The 19,212-nt window shown below is 39.9% G+C and carries 12 protein-coding genes and 3 pseudogenes; 2 read left to right on the forward strand and 13 right to left on the reverse strand.

Translation table 11 applies throughout. The annotated features are described in order from the left end of the window. Positions 1 to 75 precede the first annotated feature (75 nt). Positions 76 to 4,500: pseudogene (locus tag P7J36_RS03970) on the reverse strand (SspB-related isopeptide-forming adhesin); the annotation flags it as partial. A gap of 171 nt (positions 4,501 to 4,671) precedes the next feature. Here P7J36_RS03970 and P7J36_RS03975 point away from each other — a divergent pair. Together P7J36_RS03975 and P7J36_RS03980 are read left to right on the forward strand one after the other, a co-directional pair. Continuing rightward, on the forward strand, positions 4,672 to 5,262 hold the full coding sequence (locus tag P7J36_RS03975; protein ID WP_408551295.1) for a type IV toxin-antitoxin system AbiEi family antitoxin domain-containing protein: 591 nt from the start codon (positions 4,672 to 4,674) through the stop codon (positions 5,260 to 5,262). Further along, positions 5,259 to 6,104, forward strand: coding sequence for a nucleotidyl transferase AbiEii/AbiGii toxin family protein (locus P7J36_RS03980; protein ID WP_408551296.1), 846 nt, complete (start codon positions 5,259 to 5,261; stop codon positions 6,102 to 6,104). The genes P7J36_RS03975 and P7J36_RS03980 overlap by 4 nt, the downstream gene beginning before the upstream one ends. 62 nt (positions 6,105 to 6,166) lie before the next feature. Here the strand turns inward: P7J36_RS03980 and P7J36_RS03985 are convergent. The 12 genes and pseudogenes from P7J36_RS03985 to P7J36_RS04040 form a co-directional block, all read right to left on the reverse strand. Further along, positions 6,167 to 6,289 (reverse strand): annotated as a pseudogene (locus P7J36_RS03985) (CHAP domain-containing protein); the annotation flags it as partial. 147 nt (positions 6,290 to 6,436) lie between these two features. After that, complete coding sequence (gene ltrA, locus P7J36_RS03990) at positions 6,437 to 8,281, reverse strand: group II intron reverse transcriptase/maturase (RefSeq protein ID WP_408551298.1); 1,845 nt, start codon at positions 8,279 to 8,281, stop codon at positions 6,437 to 6,439. Between the two features lie 777 nt (positions 8,282 to 9,058). Then, positions 9,059 to 11,752, reverse strand: coding sequence for a phage tail tip lysozyme (locus tag P7J36_RS03995; protein WP_408551299.1), 2,694 nt, complete (start codon positions 11,750 to 11,752; stop codon positions 9,059 to 9,061). A 1-nt stretch (position 11,753) separates the two neighbouring features. Next, on the reverse strand, positions 11,754 to 14,105 hold the full coding sequence (locus P7J36_RS04000) for a VirB4-like conjugal transfer ATPase, CD1110 family (protein WP_408551301.1): 2,352 nt from the start codon (positions 14,103 to 14,105) through the stop codon (positions 11,754 to 11,756). Next, a complete protein-coding gene (locus tag P7J36_RS04005) occupies positions 14,062 to 14,415 on the reverse strand; it encodes a PrgI family protein (RefSeq protein ID WP_408551303.1) in 354 nt (117 codons plus the stop codon). Before P7J36_RS04005 ends, P7J36_RS04000 begins: the two co-directional genes overlap by 44 nt. 61 nt (positions 14,416 to 14,476) lie before the next feature. Beyond that, a pseudogene (locus P7J36_RS04010) lies at positions 14,477 to 15,331 on the reverse strand (VirB6/TrbL-like conjugal transfer protein, CD1112 family). Positions 15,332 to 15,349: 18 nt separating this feature from the next. Then, positions 15,350 to 15,592 (reverse strand): hypothetical protein, encoded by a 243-nt coding sequence (locus P7J36_RS04015; protein ID WP_001072182.1) that lies wholly within the window; start codon positions 15,590 to 15,592, stop codon positions 15,350 to 15,352. Positions 15,593 to 15,609: 17 nt separating this feature from the next. Then, entirely contained in the window at positions 15,610 to 17,427 is a 1,818-nt protein-coding gene (locus tag P7J36_RS04020; RefSeq protein WP_408551305.1) for a VirD4-like conjugal transfer protein, CD1115 family, read from the reverse strand. Continuing rightward, positions 17,427 to 17,915 (reverse strand): hypothetical protein, encoded by a 489-nt coding sequence (locus P7J36_RS04025; protein ID WP_136628767.1) that lies wholly within the window; start codon positions 17,913 to 17,915, stop codon positions 17,427 to 17,429. The genes P7J36_RS04020 and P7J36_RS04025 overlap by 1 nt, the downstream gene beginning before the upstream one ends. A gap of 76 nt (positions 17,916 to 17,991) precedes the next feature. Further along, on the reverse strand, positions 17,992 to 18,576 hold the full coding sequence (locus P7J36_RS04030) for a CPBP family intramembrane glutamic endopeptidase (protein WP_408551307.1): 585 nt from the start codon (positions 18,574 to 18,576) through the stop codon (positions 17,992 to 17,994). A gap of 2 nt (positions 18,577 to 18,578) precedes the next feature. After that, entirely contained in the window at positions 18,579 to 18,812 is a 234-nt protein-coding gene (locus P7J36_RS04035; protein ID WP_408551308.1) for a transcriptional regulator, read from the reverse strand. A gap of 8 nt (positions 18,813 to 18,820) precedes the next feature. After that, positions 18,821 to 19,204: a thioredoxin domain-containing protein gene (locus P7J36_RS04040; RefSeq protein ID WP_024415400.1), complete on the reverse strand. Its 384-nt coding sequence runs from the start codon at positions 19,202 to 19,204 to the stop codon at positions 18,821 to 18,823. Positions 19,205 to 19,212: the final 8 nt, after the last annotated feature.

Raw genomic sequence — 19,212 nt, forward strand, 5'->3', positions numbered from 1 at the left:
TATTATTGGGAATCCCAGCTTAAATCATAGATACCGTAAGGGATTTTATTCTTTATTTAAAACTTTGCAACAGAACCCATTATACTCATCATGCTTTTCATCATAGTTATCTTCAAAACCATATTCAAATAAATCTGTCGCACGATTGCTTGGAATCATTGCTCCAACTAAGCGATAGTTAATGATTTGATTCAAGGCCACTTCTTTCCCATCAAGGCTGTTATTTTTATGAGACAAGTCAACCACCACATCCTTTTGTGGGTCTAGTTTGGGAACATTATTGACCACCGTTTCCGTGACATAAGCCAAGCCAAAATCAATTTGATAGGCTGTATTTTCATACTGACCACCTGTTTTGGTCAGCTCATTTTTAACCGTCATCGGAAGCGTGACAACCAATGTTTGACCAGTCTTCACATAGGTCTCATAAAATGTTTTGGGATCATCGCTACTAAGGACTTGAATGGCTCCTTTAGGCGTAAACTGACGTTTAGCCATGGCATCTTGGACGACTTCCGGAGCTTCTGACAAACTAGCGTAGGTGCTGACAGAGATACCAGATACACGATTGCCAGCCTTATCCAAAACTTGAATGCCATCAGGATTTAGGGTAAGGGCTTCTTCTGGGTAATCGTCTACCATGTAAAATCCCTTGGCAAGAACATCATCCGTCACGACCATGTCCTTGTATTGACTGTAATCCAAGACAATTTTGTAATAATTGACCGTATTCGGAAGAACAGTCTTTCCATCAATTGAAATACCTTCTTGGTTGGTATTAGACTTATGTGGAGTTACTTTAGGGACAAAATTGGTCACCGTGTTGGTTTCATAGGCTTGCCCAAAGTCCACCTGATAAGCCACGTTTTCATAAGACTTCCCTGAATTAAGCATGGTTTCCAAAACCGTCATCGGAGTGACAATGGTAATATTCTCCCCCTTGGTCACATAAGATTCAAAAAAGGCTTGTGGGTCCTCAGGCATGAAAACTTGAAAAGCTCCTTGAGGCTGAATTTTTTGTTTCGAAAGGGCTGCTTGTAGCGTTTTAGGAGCTTCTGATAATTGAGAATAAGCCTTCACCGTGATTCCTGAAACTGTTTTGCCATCAGATGTGATAAACTGAATAGCTGTTTCATCCGGCAATAAAGCTTCTTCTGGATAATCATCCACAAAGTAAAAACCTTGTGCAATCTGAGAGTTGTCTGCTTTAATCCCTCGGTATTGGTCCAAGTCCCATGAGAGAGTATAGTGATTTTGAGTTCCCACTAGCATGGGCTTCCCGTTGATATCCACTTTATCCTTGTTTAGGTTTTGTTTCTTGGGTTCTGGAGAAACAAGGGTGTTGGTCACTTCCTTGGTTTCATAGCCATTGCCGAAATCAACTTGGTATGCCTTGTTTGTATAGGTCTTTGTCTGACCGTAGAGACTATCTTTAACCGTCATTTTGGTCAAAAGAGCTAAAGAAGTTCCTGTTTGAACATACTGGTCATAAAAGGCTTGGTTGTCATTAGGCATAAAGACTTGAAAGGCACCTGTCGGTGTAATCTTAGCACGAGCTAATTTATCTTGAAGGTCTTTAGGGGCTTCATTTAGTGAAGCATAGTTTTTAACCGTAATTCCTGATACCTTCTGACCGTCAAGGGTTGTAACAGCCGTCCCATTTTCCACCACATCAAGCACTTCCTCTGGGTAATCGTCCACAAAGAAGAAGCCTCGTGCAATTGTCTCTTTAGCAGAACGATCTCCCTTATACTGGTCCAAATCCCAAGTCAAACGATAGTGGTTGGTTGTGCCAAGGGCTACGACCGTGTCATTAATGAGGACACCATCCGCATTTTCATTGTTTTTATCTGGTGTAATGAGCGTGGTTGTCTCCCCATCACCTGGTGTACGAACCGTTACAACATTTGAAGTGACTGTGTAAGCATTGGTTGTACCCTTGTTCAAAAGGAGTTTGTAACTATTGGAATAGGTTGCCCCATCATTTTGAACAGAACCATAGAGTTTTGGAGCGGTCAGTTGATAAACCTTGGTTAAATCTTTATTTACCTCCTGCAACAAGTTTTCCTTTGCGGTCAAGGTCACAAAATGCTTAGTCTCATCAAAGCTAAGGACATAGTTTCCATTCTCATTTTGTGTTGTTTCCTTATCAAACAGGTAACCTGCAGGTAAATAGTCCTCAAAAATGAGGCTAGTCGTTTGAGCACGATTGGGCGATAAGGCATCAACTGTTAAGGGATAAATCACCGTTGAATCTTTTGCGACAGTTTTCTCATGAAGATTAGCTTGGTCACTATTGACCACTTCTTTCATGATCTCTGGAGTTGTCGTCAAACGGTAAGCATGATAATGGACAGTCGGAACTTGTGGTGGCGTTGGAAGTTCTTTTGGAATAGGTTTGACAGGTAAGGTTACCTTGGTCAAAGTTAGACTAGGCTGAATCACTTCTTCCAAAGGCTTTGGCGTGAAGGTTACAGGCTTTTCTGGTGTAAATGTTTTAGGAGTAAAGACATCTGGTGTTACCGTAATAGGTTCAGGAACAGGCTCAAGTTCCACCGCTACATGAGGTTTGGGACTATAAGGTGTTACTGTACGTGCAACTGGTAGGGTATTTAAGGCAAACCAGTAAGACAATCCAACATTCTGTGGCATATCGCCTTGCCCAAAGGTAACTGTATAGGTGTTGCCTGATATGACCGTTGAGACAATAGCTCCTTTATAAGCATAACGACTTGATGTGGTATCCCATTCCTCAGGTAAATTCAAATCACTTGCACGGTTGGAACCCAACGAACGGGCCAGACCTTCATTAGTCACTTGAACGGTAGAACCATTAATCGGCACAAATTTCCCAGATGAATCTTTGACATATTCTAGACCAATGTCATTATGATTGAGGGAAGAATGTGTGAAGACTCCAGGCTTTTCTTTGGAGAAGGTAACCTGCGTTCCGTCTTCCAAGAAATACTTGGCAACTACACGAAATTCCATCTTGTCTGTTCGCCAATCACCATTTCCGTCATTTCGATAGGCAATAAAACCTTCGGTTGGATCATTTGGCACAACCAATTTCACGGCATCGGTTCCAGCTGGTGATACAAGGTTGGTAATATCGTAAGTCACACGACTAATCTTTTTACCATCAAATCGTGCATTTTGAAGATTTTGATAGTTAAAACTAAGGGTCTCACCTGTTTTGAAGCTATCATAGACAAAGAATCCTGTTGAATCCAATATTCTTGAGTAGCCACCCAGCATGGCATCGCCAGTTGAAATGATTTGATTAGGATTTCGGGTAATGGCCCCATGTTGTGCTTGGGGTTCACCGTTATTGAGATTGAGGGCTTGAGCAAGGGCTTCAGAAATATAACCTTCTGCACCTTTTGAAATCTCGGCCAAATCACGTTGATAGCGTTCCATTTCTTTGGTATTGTAGGCATCAATCACTTCATTTTCTTTTCTGGCTGCGGCTTCTTTTTCTTGATTACGTTTTGTGATAGCTTCAATCTCGGCTGCACGATCTGAAACTAATTGTTGTTTCTCCTGATTAGCTTGATCTACTGCGGCTTGACCTGCACGGTTTTCAGCATCAACAGCTGCTTGACCTGCCTGATTACGCCTTTCAATGGCTTCATTATCTGCCTTTGCCTTAGCAAGTCCAGCTTCATTTTCTTTTTGAATGGCCTGATTTTTCGCAACAATATCATCTGCCTTGGTTTTCTTTGTTAGATAATCCGCTACTGCTTGTTCGTTTGTTGTTTGAATGGTTTCAACAGTCTTGCCATAGTTTGTATAGTCAAGTACAGATGTCCCATTTCCTGATGAAACTACTTGTTCATTTACTATCACATCAGCATCTACATACCGAGTTTTTAGGTCATTGACTTTAGTATCAACCCAAGCATTTGTCTCTTTACCAGTTTGGTTGGCCTCTTCGTAGGCCTGTGACAGCTCCTTATTTTCCTGTTCAATGCGTGCTTTATTCGATTCGTATGTCGCTTTGTCAGCTTTGTAGGTTTCAGTAACTTCATTGATAGCCTCAACTTGGTTTTGGGCATCTGCTTCAGCTTTTGAAATTTGTTGGTTGGTCTCTGCCGCAGATCTTGTATTTCCTAAATCCATTGGACTATCTTCAACCGTAGAAACACCTTCAGCCTTTGCCCCTTCAACTGCTTGTGTTACCGTATCATGTGGTACGGTGACTGCAATTGCACCGTTAGATTGTCCAGTTGACCCTAAACTTTCAGTTTGTTCAGAAACAGGGGTTGGTTGTGTTTCAGGTAAATTCGTAGCTGGATTTTCCGCTCGTTGAATAGTGGTGTCAACTGATGATGTGACTTCATCAGCATGTGCAACCGTGCCTCCCCAAGCAACAACGGCAGTCACCATCGTTCCAAGGGCAACCGAACATAGAGTACGGTATTTTTTACTCTTACGAAAGACGTGTTTCTCGCCTTTTTCCTGATTGACAAGAAAGTGATGATTACATGTTTTGGTCATAAATAGTCCTTCTTTTCTTTTTTATGTAGCAACAAACTGTCACTCTTTCCTCATCATAAAAAAGAAGGCTTGATTTTGTTATCACAATAAGTTTAGGGAAAAGAAAATGTTGCTTTCGCACTACAAATATTGTAAAATTGTAGTGTAAAAGCAACATAGAAAGGAGTAAGCATGTCAAAAAAAGAGATTCTACTTGAATTTATAGAAAACCACAATGGTATTATCACCTATAAAGATTGTAAAGCTCTAAATATTCCAACAATATATTTGACAAGACTAGAAAAAGAAGGAATTCTATACCGCGTCGAAAAAGGAATTTTCCTAACCCAGAATGGAGACTACGACGAATACTACTTCTTTCAGTACCGATATCCGAAAGCTGTTTTCTCATATATCTCAGCGCTTTATCTGCAACAATTTACAGATGAAATTCCTCAATATTTTGACGTAACCATTCCTAGAGGCTACCGTTTTAATACTCCTCCAGCAAATCTGAACATTCATTCCGTTTCTAAGGAAAATAGCGAACTAGGAATTACTCTTGTAAATACCCCTATGGGAAACGAGGTAAGAGCGTATGATTTCGAACGTATTATCTGTGATTTTGTGATTCATCGAGAAAAAATAGATACTGAGCTTTTTGTCAAAACACTTCAACATTACGGAAACTATCCTAAAAAAAATCTTACAAAACTCTATGAATATGCGACAAAAATGAACACCTTGGCCAAGGTCAAACAAACTCTGGAGGTCCTAGTATGAATAAAGCTAAGCTAACAGCACTCTGTCATAAAATATCAAAGAATACTGGATTAACCTTTAATTCCGTGATGACCTATTACTTTCTAGAAGTGATTTTGAAAAAATTAAGTCAGAGTACCTATTCAAATCACTATATATTCAAAGGAGGATTCCTACTATCAAATGTTATTGGAGTTGAATCTCGTAGCACGGTGGATATTGATTTTTTGTTCCATCAAATAACACTCTCAGAAGATACTGTGAAGCAGCAACTCAAGGAAATTTTAGCAGATTCAGAAGAAGGTATTTCTTTTGTGATTCAATCCATCACAGCTATTAAAGAAAGTGATGACTATGGTGGCTATCGAGCAACAATTTTGTGCCAACTTGAGAATATTAAACAAGTTATCCATTTGGATATTGCGACAGGCGATGTTGTAACTCCTCAGCCGATTACATACGACTATAAAGCTATTTTTGATGAAGAAAATTTTCCAATCATTGCTTATACAATTGAAACAATCCTAGCTGAGAAACTTCAAACCATCTATTCACGTAACTTCTTGAACAGCAGAAGCAAAGATTTTTATGATGTTTATATACTTTCAAAACTGAAGCAAGAAGACATTGACTTCATTCAGTTGAAAAATGCCTGTCAGAGAACATTTTCATATCGCGAAACAGAACTCGATTTTGAAAAAATTATTGAACTACTCGAGAGGTTCAAATCTGACACTATTCAGAATAAACAATGGCAAAATTATTCGAAAAAATATAGCTATACAAAGGGGATTTCCCTTGCAGATGTTCTTGATGAGATGATTCGTCTCATAGCAGTTCTCATTTCTATAAATTCTGATTAATAGTGACCAAAAAATTAAAAAGGATATGCTAACATTTATACATTTTGTTAGCATATCCTTTTTTATTTCGTCGTATACGCAAAACTCAAGCTACTATCCACTCCAGATAATTTACGGAAGGTGTAGTTTGGATTGCCATTATAGTTGGTTTCGGAGATAAGGAATGAGCCATCTGGGTAGACTTTTTATAGCGATAGGTAAAACTTTGATACTATCTCCATCTTTTCCCCCGCTTCACACCGTGCGTGCGACTTTCACCGCACACGGCGTTCCATCAATAGTGTATTATCACGATTTTGCTTTATCGTGCTATATTAATATGATTAACATGATTATTCTAAGTTCAAATTTTCTTTCAATAATGGTGGATTTCCTACAAGTTCACGCAACTGATTTAATTTGGTCAGTCCTGTATTACTCAAATTCAAAAGCTGAAAGAGATTTTTGATAGCCTTCTCATTTGTTGCGTGAATCAGGCGATGACTATCTCGTCCAACAATGATAAGGTTCCTATAAGAGTCATCCTTTGTTTCTGACCAAGGTCTCTTATGGTGACAATGAATATCATCCATATCCAATTCCTGACCGGTTACAGCACATTTCCCTTTTTGAGCTACAAATAAAGAAATTCGATTATCGTTATATTCAACTGTTGCACGCTTATTTATAATTGGGTGTTCTCTCAGCCATTTTAATTTCCATGTTTCAACAGATTCCTGTTGTTTATGAATCAATTTTCTCCCCTCAGGAGTATACCTATTCAGATTCTTATTTCTTCCTTTTAATGTCCTTGTCTTGACATAGCTAATTGGAAGAATTGGATACCCCATTAAGTACCGAATATTTTGAGATTGAAGGTAAGGGAGAACCCCTTTATCTTTTCCCTTGTATTCTCCTATTTTTGTCAGACCTTTCGCCTGCAATCGATTTTTAAAAGAGAGGTAAAGCTGATAATGAATTTCTTCTAAATCCTTACTCACATGTGTTGCCATACTATAGTAGTTATGAATACCGATAACCATACTATTATACTTCTGTATTTCACGAATAATTGTTTCTTTAACACCTTTAATTTGTATCAATTTCATCTGTTGTTTCAGTTGATGTTTAATACGTTTCTTGGCTTTCGGTGCAATATGAGAAAAACAGACAAAACGATTATTCTTAGAAACCAGCTTTAAAGTAATCCCAAGGAATTCGCTGCTTTTCTTTCTCAGATTGGTAATTTGAGATTTTTCCTCCGAAACAGGAAGGTTAAGTCGCTCTTTTAACCACAATTTTACAGCCTTAAACGTTCGCTCTGCCTCATTCCTATTTCGACAAAAGATTTTAAAATCATCCGCATATCGAACAATATACATCTCTTTTAGTGTCGTTGAAGCTCGCAGCTTTCTATAAACATGTGACTTGTGTCTTGTTCCCTTGGAATTATATTGAGGAACTAATTCCTTACAATCTCTTTCTTCCCATTGTCGTCCTATCCACCAATCAAATTCATTAAGATTGATATTGGCAAGTAGCGGAGATAGGATACCTCCTTGTGGTGTGCCCTTAGTTGGATGGCTCACTTTTCCATTCGGAAGAACAATTGGTGCTTTTAACATTTTTCGAATAATCACTAGAAGTTGTTTGTCCCTGATGCCTAAGGTCCAGATTTGACGCATTAACTTAGTATGATTCACTTCATCAAAAAAGCCTTTAATATCAACGTCAACGACATAAGTCATATGACTTTTATTCATACGATACATACAGTCCATAATAGCGTTATCAGCTGACCGTAGAGGTCTAAATCCATAACTATGTTTGTAAAATTTAGCTTCACATATTGGCTCTAACACTTGTAAAATACACTGTTGAGCAATCCTATCCCACATTGAGGGAATGCCTAGTGGTCTTTTCTTTCCATTTGGTTTAAGAATCTCTACTCTTCTGACCTTTCTGGGTCTATAATGTTGAAATCTTCTTTGAACTTTAGAGATAAAGTCTTCTTGGGTCAAATTTTCTAAGTCTTTAATGGTAACACCATCTACACCCTTGGTTTGACTACCACCATTCCGCTTTATGGTACGATAAGCGAGTAGTATATTTTCGGGAGATGTGATAATGTTCATCAAATTCTTAAAGTTGAATCCATTTTGACTTTTGGAATATAAATCGTCAAATATTTCGGTCATGCCATAGTATTCTGCATACCTTAGTTTTTGACGTTTTAATAGTTTGTCATCATTTTTGGGTTTCGTCGTGGTCTATCACTCCTCTCTTTGGATTCGTGACCTTTTATGTCTTACAAGAATCCATGAAATGATAAAGTTCATAACAATACACTATTGACTAGTGGCTGTTCCTCCAGTATCATTACAACACTTTCAAAGGTCGTGCCACCACTCTCACTAGAGATTAAGGAAAGTTATGATTTCCTTTCCATTGCTTCGCTGGTTGTGCAACCTCCACATCTCTAGCTTTCGACGTTCCCTTATCTTTATCAATACTAAACTTAGGTGCCTAGCTATACCCCTTCAACTTTGATATGCCTGTAACATAACAAGGAATTTCATATCGTAGATTCTTACTCTTCCTCAAGTTGAAACAACTTACGTTGCTATACGCATTTCTACGTACTCGCCTTCGGAGCGTACATTCGCTGGTTCGTCAGTGCTCATGCACATTCTCACCCTATTTAGTTTTTAATGACTCCCGACCTATCAGATACATATCCCACCTCTGGAACACTTTCGATTCTTAAGTCCTTAAGAATGACGGTATCTTTCAGCCGACTTCACCGAGCTTCATACCTTTACCTTTGCATCAGATAAACGCATGTCGGAGTATTAGAGAAATCGTTTCAGGGCGTTACCCCTTCATTCCAATTTTCAAGATAAGAGTTCTCCATTCTCTTCAAATTTAACCTGATTATCAGGTTGATTTTTCAAGAACGTGTCTAACCTTTTCAGTTAGAAACGTCTCGCACCCACGAAGGCCACATGTCCGTATTCTGCTGGTGTGTCATGTCCTCCACCCGCAAATGAGAGTATGGCTCCTGGTTGCGGACTTGTTCCAGTTTCACCACCGAGACTTGCGGCTGTACGCACCCAATCTTGGCCATTGCCCATGGTACTGATAATTGAAATCTTCTCACCATTTTTACCTTTAAGTTTTAGACCCAGTTGGTTGATACGGGCTGCAACTCCCCAAGTACATTGGCCGTAGGCATACCCCATACCGTCACCACCTCCTGGAATAGAGTTTTCAAAGAGGTCTCCTCGTACAGCTTCAAGTGCTTTTGGATCACTTTGCGCTGTCCCACCGTTGGGTTGACTAAATCCTTTTTCAATTTGGTAATACCACTCACTTGCTCGTGTCTGTCGTTCAAGTAGCTTATCACCACTATTACCTTCCCAGTAAATGAGAAAGAGTTGGGCAAGACTAGCTGGACTTCCTGAATTTTTGAAGAAGTCCTTTAACCAGTTGGTGTAATAAGGACTATCCCCTTGCAACATGAAATCCAGTTGTAACCCTAAGTTATACCACTTTTGATGTTTTCCTTTTGCATATTCGAGCAATAAGGTATGTCTGCGTGAACCATCTGCGGTATCTGTCCATTGTCCTAAGCCTAAACCACGTTTAAGAATATTTGGGTAACGTCCATTGTATATTGTTGGACCATTAAGTGAAAGCCAACCCTCATCATCCCACGAACTGTCTGTCGCACCAATAGGTGGAGATAGATAGTCGCCCTCTGCACGCTTCGGATTAATGGAAGATTCTACCGACCAATTTCCTAAAATGGCTGCGATAGCTTGATTGGTCGCACCTTTGCTTTTGAGATAGTCATAAATCGCCTTGGCTCTCTCAAACTCATCGCCACCAAACTGACCAATAGTTGGAAGAATGGTGGTCTGAACCTGAATCACTTTTGGAAAGTAAAAAGCTGGATTGACATAGACCAACTTATTCGTGTCATCATCAACCTTTTGATAGCTGACTTTTAGACCCGTTCCATCCTTGGTCTGACCAATAATGTCTCCTGCCATGACTTGTTGATGTTCACTCACTCGACCTGAATGAATGCCAAACAAGGTTAGTTTAGTCTTATTGACTCCCTTACCAGATGTCAAAATAACGTTCTCCCCATCAAGAGATACCTTGCCATCCATCGGAGCCACAATGACTTGACCTTCTTTTGCTTCTAAGATGATATGGTGATGAAGCGTTGGTTTTTCATCAATGACCTCATAACCATATCGGTATAACATACTTAAACTATCTTCATCAGTCTGTCCCTGAAAGGGATTGTCCAATTCTTGAAGGGCTAAATAGTTGCCTTCTTCGGTCAACTCCTTTAGTTCTTCTTGGTCCTCATCTGACAGCTTGTAAGCAGGTTCTTTATACAAGTCAGACATGGATTTAATAGAGTCTCCACCATTTAAGTCCGTCCAGACTTGACTGAGAAATGCTTTGTAGGTCGCACCACCTGTTTCCATGACATCGTCAAGCTTGTAGTCTTGGTATTGATGATTCATGTAAACCATGACCTCATCAATCTTGGTGTAATAGGTAATCCCTTTTTCGTTAGTTCTCGTATGCTCCGCATCTTCCCACGTCATGTGGGTATAAGCCTTGGTCAATTCCATCTCATCTTGTTGAATGACACTGCTTCCTGAGACACTCATGAAAAAGCTCAACATCAAAAGGAGTATCAAGAGAAGGCCTGAGACAATCCAAGTCAAAGGATTTCCCGCAATTACAGAAAAGAAGGTCAGGCTTCCCTTAATGGCTTGAACAATCTCCTTAACTCCTGCTAGACTATGCTTTCTGGCATGCTTTAAAAAGGTCTGGTAGCGTCTTTGTGGTTTAAGAGGTTTCTGGCGTGTGAATCCTTTTCCCTTTTTGAAGTTCTGGAATCGTTCCTTTCCATGAGCCACTTTCGTCTTTGTAAAACGCACACCAGTCTGTCCGCTTTTCACCGCCACTTTACCTGCTTGATAGGTAAACCTGCCATAGCGTCTGGCTTTCAAACTAGTATCCTTTAAGGTTCTAAAACCTTCTAAATCATCATCCTGTGCCACCAAGTCAAGCGATTCAGATGCAGCTAAGCCCAATCCAACTTTGACTTTGGTAGAGTTTTTCTTAGACTTTTGGACTTTCTTGAGTTGTTTGACCTCACGTTTGGCAGAACTGACTTCTTTTTCTGCACTTAGTCGATCAAATGACTTTTCTTGGTGAAATTGAAAGCGAGACTTCAGGGAAGGATTTTCTTTTTTGAAAGTAAACTTAGGATTAACCGATTTTGACTTTTCACTTAGTTTCACTTCTGACAAATGTTTTCTTGTCATCCGCAAACGCTCTTGAGCTTGCGGAAGTCGATAGTTCTTGATTTCTTTTACCTTCAATAGTCTAGGAGACACATAGGTAATTTCCTTTAGGAACTTCTCTTCTGCTTCCTTTTGGCTACTGAGTAGATTTTCTTTTAACTCTGTTTTCTTTTCCTGAAAAAGAGAATTTTGAGCTGGTTTTCGAAATCGTCCTTTATTAGGAACAGTCTGTTTTAAGGCTCTAACTTCTTTCCGATAATGCATACGAGCTGATTTTAAGTTGCTTCGAAAGTTTTGCCTGGCTTGTTTGACTACCTTTTTATCCTCTTTCATCTCATGTCCTCATTTTTTCAGGGTCCGTACTCATGATGTCAAAGAGCTCAGTGTGTTGTGGAATCTTATTCTTGAATGGGACAACGGTGGAACCGGCCTTGATTAGTCCAGCCCCTTTTTCGGGATTGACCAAGTATTTCTCCAGTTCCTTGGAAAGTCCAAGCATATGCACCAATTCTTCGCGATCGCTCTTAGCCTGTTTTAATAGAATCATAAACTCGCTATTGGCAATAATACGTCTGCCATTGGCATCTAAAAGAAGAGTCTCTACATTTTGAGTAATACCTGTCGGTATCGCCCCATACTTACGGACACGACTCCAGAGTTTAAAAAAGAAATCAGAGGCGTATTTGTCCAATAAAAGAAGTTGCATCTCATCAAAGTATATCCAGGTCTTCTTGCCTAGTTTTTGGTTTTTTACCACCCGATTCCAAATTTGGTCAAAGATAACCATAAGGGCAATTTGTTTTAATTCATCGCCTAATTTTTTGACATTGTAAATAAGGAAATGACTGTCAGTTTTGATATTGGTCCGATGTGAAAATATATCTAGCGACCCTTCTACATAGAGTTCCATATCCAGTGCCAAGTCCTTAGCTTCCTGTTCAGGTTGTTGAGATAAGACAAAGACCCACTCGACCAATGATGGTGTGTCAAAATGCTTATAGGTGAGTCGTGTCACACGGTCAATCAAGGACTTCTCACGACCATCCATTTTGCGGTCCAAGAGCTTTCCAATCCAGGACAAGAGAAATTCGGACTTGACCTTGACTGGGTCCTCATCCATATTCTCATCGGATAGGTCTAAGACATTTAAAAAGGTAGTGGAATCTGGGGCAATATCAATACTCTCTCCACCAAAGGCTTGACCGATAATACTGTACTCATTTTCTGGGTCAACAATAATAATTTCGGTATCGCTATCTGCTTCCTTGAGCTTAGTAGAGATGATTTCATGTTTTGTCGCCATCCCTTTTCCAGCTCCAGAAGTCCCTAAAATCAAACCTGACGGAGTATTTAACTTGCCACGGTCAATACTGATGATATTACTTGAGATTTGATTGATGCCATAAAATTTCCCACCCTTGTCCTGAATATCTACGGAAGTCCAAGGGGCATTCACGGCAATGTTTGAAGTCAATAGAGACCGAGAAATACCTTCGAGATAGTTCTTCCCAAATGGCAAGAGACTATTAAAGGCAGCTTCTTGCATATAGGTCAAGTTATCGATAATCATATCATTTGACCCAGCCACTTGCTTGATAATATCAAGAGATTGTTTGAGTTGGTCTTCAGTATCCGCCAGCACGCCAATTAGAAATACGGTGTCAAACAGTTTATCTCCTGTTTGAGTCATGGTTTGAAGAAGAGTTTCTGCTTCATCGATATTGTTTTCAAGAACATGCCCGACCTTCTCCAAATAGATGCCTGTCCGAGCCATCTTTTGTTGTTCCCCAATCTTTTGTGATTCCATCAAGGTTTTCTTGGTTCGTAGCTTGGTCATGGTTTCAGACTTGGTAGAGCCTTTAGCATGTAGGCTAATCATCACTTCCAAATCTGACTGCATGAGGTCACGAATAAATTTATCCCCTAGCTCCATACCGTAATCACGAACATAGACAATCTGTAATAATCGATCGTCCAATTCAATATGATTCTTGTGTTTAAAGGAAAGGTAGGTTGGGGCCATAAAGTGTTTGGTGGATTGACCTGACAGGGTTAAATCCTTGTAAGAGAAAGGCAAATGATTTTCACCTCGTAACATATCCGCAAGGACATTCACTCGCTCCTCTCCACCAAGCAAACCAAGAGATACATCAATCTCTGAAAAGCCACTCTTGAAATATTCCCCAATTTGCGACAGAGAACGAAAAGCTAGTTTTGGACTCTGGTCGCTCTTGCCAAATGAAAGAAACTTGACGGCTGAAAAGTTGTTCTCACCCGCCTCTAAGTTGGCATCCATCATGCGATTCAATTCATCACGATAAGCATCAAACCCATCTTCCTGCAAGGGATAGAGAATACTCTTACGGAATTTTTCCAAATTGACCTTTTGATTGAAAATGGTCAGTTGGAAATTGGTCTGATCATCCAGTGAATTGATTAAATCGGAATATTTCTCAACAATAGCTCCTTTATCATCTAAGCCAACTGTTTGGTAATTGACATCTCCTAAGAGATAGGTTTGTGAAAAATAGCTTGGACTGACCTGCATAAGGCCATTCTGAAAAAGTCCTTGATAGGCTAACGTATTTATCGTAGAAGGGCTGATTTCCTGTTTCTGTGTTTTCATCTTTTGCTTTTTGTCATTAGAAGAGGTCTTTGGTTTCATTGAGTGTTTTAATTTTTTCACGTTGGTCTCCTTTTCTTCCAGTAAATGTACGATCTGGTACTGTTAGTTCATAATGAAAACGGTACTTAAGGTAGATTTCAAATGGTAAATCATTAGGGCGATAGACCCCAAATAACATGAGTGGAATGGTAAAGCTAAAAACAAAACCATAGACAAACCAATCCCCAAATTGCCAGTAAAATAGGTTCAAGCCCAATACTAAAATGGTTAGGGCGATGGCTGGAAATACCAAAATAACCTGTCTAGTTGTAAATCCCAGCCATGCCCTGTGTTGAACCTTTGAGATGTCCTTAAAGACACGTGTGTTCATAAATGTTCTCCAATCTAAGTAAGCTATAAAAAGAGGAGGCGAGATAATGACTCCCTTCCTCCTACATCCCCAAAATACTTCGGGCGGTTCGTTGACTGCCAACTAAGGCAATGATTAACAAGATAGCCTGTACCAAGCCACCAAACATAATGGCGAGTGATTCCATAACTCCAGCTCCATTTGATACGGCAATCTTTCCAGCCGATTCAAACAAGGGGACAAGAGATACAATTAGAAAAATCAAAATACCTTGAACGGCATAGACCATGATGTTTTTAAGGTAACCAATCCCAACACTTCTCCAGTCATCACTAAGGAAGGTCGGAATGGTAACAGGGGCAAAAGGAATCATCAGATAGAGTTAGATAAAGCGAATGGTAATCAAGATATTGACAACCATGATGCTAGCCATTCGTACCAACCAAATGAGAATCGCAAAAAAGCCAATAATCATTTTTCCTACAATTCCAGATCCCTTAATGCCTGAGATGGTATCGTAATTAGCACCACCATTCGTGACAAGACTTGCCACTTGTTCAATAACATAAGAGGCAATGGCAATAATGGCTTCCACAATAACCGTCGTATTGGTAATCACGACCGCGACCATGATGTAGCTGACAATCATAGGTGCCATAGCTTCAAAGGTCATTGCACCACCTGAGTTTGCGATTTTCTTGGCCATTTTTGAAAATTCGAGTACAAGAACTACCGCAAGAATAGCTACTCCCAAGGGCTGCATAATACCCTTGGTAATGGCTGTCATGTAAGACCAAACCGTCGGATTAAAGTCCGCTAGTGACTTAACCAAGTTGGCGGTTGATTCTAAATCCACTTGAAACCCTTCAAAAAGGCTGTCGCTAGATACTTTTTCAGAGGCTAGAAATACAAAAGGTGACGTAAAATTCATCATCATGTCATGTTCTGACCTCCTCTAAATGGTAATCTGTGTCACAAAAGCACCTGCGGCTCCCACCATGACACCACCAACAATTTCTAGAATGGCATTTCGGACGCCTGGCCCACCATCTTTAATGTTGGTTGAAAGGTTGATAATGCCCATGACTACAAGAAAGGCTCCTACTGCAATCAAGCCTTTTTGTAATAGAGACATGGCCTGGGAGAACATGGAGCTGGCGTCCACTCCGTAAACAAAGCCTGTTAGTTTTTGATTCATATTTTTCCTCATTTCTATTAATGTAGTGACGTTTCTGTGCTTAAATCCCTTATTTGATAGTCTGACAAGTCCAATTCTTCCTCTTTAGCCAAGGGATTGATGTGATAGTTCCACCAACGGTCATCGGTTTCCTTATCAGCGAGCAACTTCCAATGTTTGTGTTTGAGTGGGAAATATTTCTTGGTCCGAAAAACAGGAACTCCTGCAATGCGTACGAGACATTCATCTCGTTTCATATTTCCTACTTCATCTGCTGTCATCAAGTCACGGGCAATTTTCTGGTGAGAGGTAGAACTTGAGCCAGTCTGCCCAAAAGAATGACTGGTACTTCTGACATCAATGGTTTGTTTACCTAGAAGACCACTCATGAATTTGAAAGTTTCCTCGTCATTTCCACCCAAATAGAGGAGGCTATCACAGTTCCCCAGAATAGTTTTCCAAGCTTCTTTTTCCTTATAAAGTCCTTGGAGTTGGGCGATATTTTGCAAGATTGGTACTAGACTCATATTCCTAGAACGAACTGTTGAGGTTTGTTCGGCAAAGTCTGGGATTTCTCCAACATTCGCAAACTCATCCAGATAGCTTCGAACATGAATAGGCAGTTGCCCTTTAAAGTCCATATCTGCCTGTCTGGTCAAAGTAGAGAAAACCGTAGAGAAAAATAAAGCAGATAGGAAACGAAAGGTAGTATCGTTATCTGGAATAACAAGATAGACCATGGTCTTTTGAGTGCCCCACGTTTTCAAATCCATAGTGTCTCTTTGCGTCAAATCAATCACTGATTGGATATTAAAAAGGGCAAATTTAGCTGTTGTAACCGCAATTACCGAATCCAATGTCTTATCCTTATAATTTTGGAAATCCGCCCAGTTTCGCATGGTAAAGTTCTCGTGACCATATTTCTTAGCATAGTCTTCAAACAAGACTTCAAGAACACTTTTGTCCTGATTGTCTCCCTTTGATAAGAGTTTGATGAGTTTCCCAATCTCTGAAAAGGCTGGATAACGGCCACGCTTACGTCTTGCTTCCTGTTCTTGCTTGGAACTTCCTGGAGGATTGTAAAAATCCAGCAAATAGGAGGCAATCGCTCTCACCAATGTCATGGAAGCCTCGTCCCAAAAGGGATCACTGCGAGAACCATTTCCCTTGGTATTGTTAAAATAGACCGTTAACATGCGGTTCAAATCATTTTCTGTCTCAACATAACGAAAGGGATTAAAACCATCTGAATTGGTCATGTTAACCAGGTCTAAAACATTGACCTGATAACCGTTTTCCAAAAAGAGTTTACCTGTCTTCTCAGCCAAATGGTCTTTAGGATCCACGACAATATTGGAACAGTTAAGCTGGATAAGGTTGGGTTTCACAAAGCGAAAGGTCTTACCTGCCCCAGAACCCCCAATGACAATCAGGTTTTTATTTCGGTCAAACTGGGGCTTCTTCTTTTCCAACAAGGTCAGACGAACATCACGAGCCAAAATCGTGTCATTGAAAGGATACTTACTGTAAAAGAACCGCTTTTCCTTACTGGTTCCAAATCGTGCAGAACCATATTCTTCCCCTTCTCGATAGACTTTCTGTCCTGTTGAAATATACAGATAGACTAGCGTCATCGTTAGAACCCCAAGGATAAAGGCAAGAAAAGATTTTTGAGTAAAGGAAAATAGCCATAAAGGATTGAAAACCTGATTTAACCCCTCTCCTAAGAGGTAGGCAATACGTTCCATAGGTGGGGCATTGGTTAAACTATCATAGAGTAGGGTTAGACGATGGCAGAAATAGCCAAAGGCGAGACCCAAGAGGCCAAAGACAAATGCTTTTTGCCTAGAATACATTACAAGGTCACCTCCTTGGTCTTGACTGCCGAAGGTTCTGTCACTCTAATTTTCTCTTTGGCCAGTTCTATCTCTTGGTCCAAGGTTTTATCAAAGGTTAGACCTTCTAGCTTCTCTGGATTAGACACCAGTTTCTTCACGAGTTCGTCCAAGTGATGATCGAGCAAGGTCTTGTCCTTGGCATAAAAGTAGAGATAGTCTTTTTGCCAACTAATAGCAATCGGCAGTTTTTCTGACTCCATCAACTCCTTGAATTTCTCCACATCAATTGGCTTATCTAAAATGTCTTTACTAACATTAATCCCTTCAATGGCGTAAGGGCTTTGAAGGAGTTCTTCCAGTTTTTGAACCCCAATCTTATAAGCTGAATCTTGGGCTAAGGCTTGCCTAGCTGACCATTCTAAGAGCTTTAAGAGGGTTCTGACTGTCAATAAACTACTTCTTTCCACGTATTGCATCGCTTGACGTTCTTGTTGTTCAGATGACATGGTGACCTCCTCTTCTTTGAATCCCCTATCAAATATAAGGTGCTTCCATAATACGGAAGCACTCTTGATTTTGGTATCACAAGAAGGTCAAGACATAAACCAAACTATTCCAAAGTAAATGTAAGGTGATTGCCATTTTACAATCGTTTTTCAATCGAACAACAGCCAAGGTTCCCCCAAGACAGCTATACATGAGCCAACTCCCTAATTGAATGGGACCATGGGCTAAAGCAAAGAGAAAACTGGTCACTCCTATTTGTACAAAAGGGAATGTCAATTTTTCCCACAGCAGTTGCCTATAAACTACCTCTTCAAGAATACTTGCATTGACCAGAAACAATAAAAAGATAACATGTGGAGCTTGTTTTCCTACTTGTACCAAGACCGCTTGATTCCTAGTCTGAACTGGAAAAAGAAAACTGATAAAGACTGCAAAAGCAACCATACACGCAAAACCAAGAAGCAACCATCTTAGGCGATTTTGTATGGTCATATTTTTTGCTTGAACAGTTTTATGACGGGCAATCTCAAAGCAAGTCACACATAATAGGACCAATTGTAGCAAGATTAAGACCTCGATTGTCAGATACTCTTTCAGGTATAAACTCACCAGAAGACCGTTAAGCTGTATGGCTAGATAAAACACCACTATACTTATCATTATCACCTCTTGAATAAATCTTCATAATCTATATCTAAGACTAGAACGATTCGCTCAACCCATCTTGTCTGTGGCATTAGACGATTGGATTTGTAATGCCGTAATTTTTGATAGAGGCGATTAAACTCACTTGGATAAACATATTGACCATTGAATACTTTGCGAGCTAGTTCTGCCCAAGTGAGTTCTTTTTCTGCCAGAATGATTTCTAAATTCTCCCAAAATCGTTCATTCATCTTCACACCTACCCTGTCACTTGTTTCATCAAGCTGGCCTGAAACAGTTCTTCTTTTACCTGTCTGGGAAGAAAGGTGCGCACTTCATCTAACCCAATAGCTGGATAGACATGATTTTGGCAGACAATGAGAGGCAGACGAAGGTTTTGGTCTGGTTTTTGGAGAATAAGCTGAATCATCTCATTCAAACTTATCGAATATTGACGCTTAAAGCGAAGAAATCGTGGCGACAGCAACTCAAAACAATCAGTGGTTTTGGCAAAGAGTGACAGTAAGATTTCATGGTTTACATCACACGCTTTTGTACAACGATAAGCCACACCATAGGTCGTCAAAATGGTTAGTAAGTCTTGATTTGTATTGGCATTATTTCCTAGATATACCTCAAGCATAGGCTCCT

Origin of the sequence: Streptococcus suis, from assembly GCF_046032115.1 — a bacterium.
GTDB lineage: Bacteria > Bacillota > Bacilli > Lactobacillales > Streptococcaceae > Streptococcus > Streptococcus suis_AJ.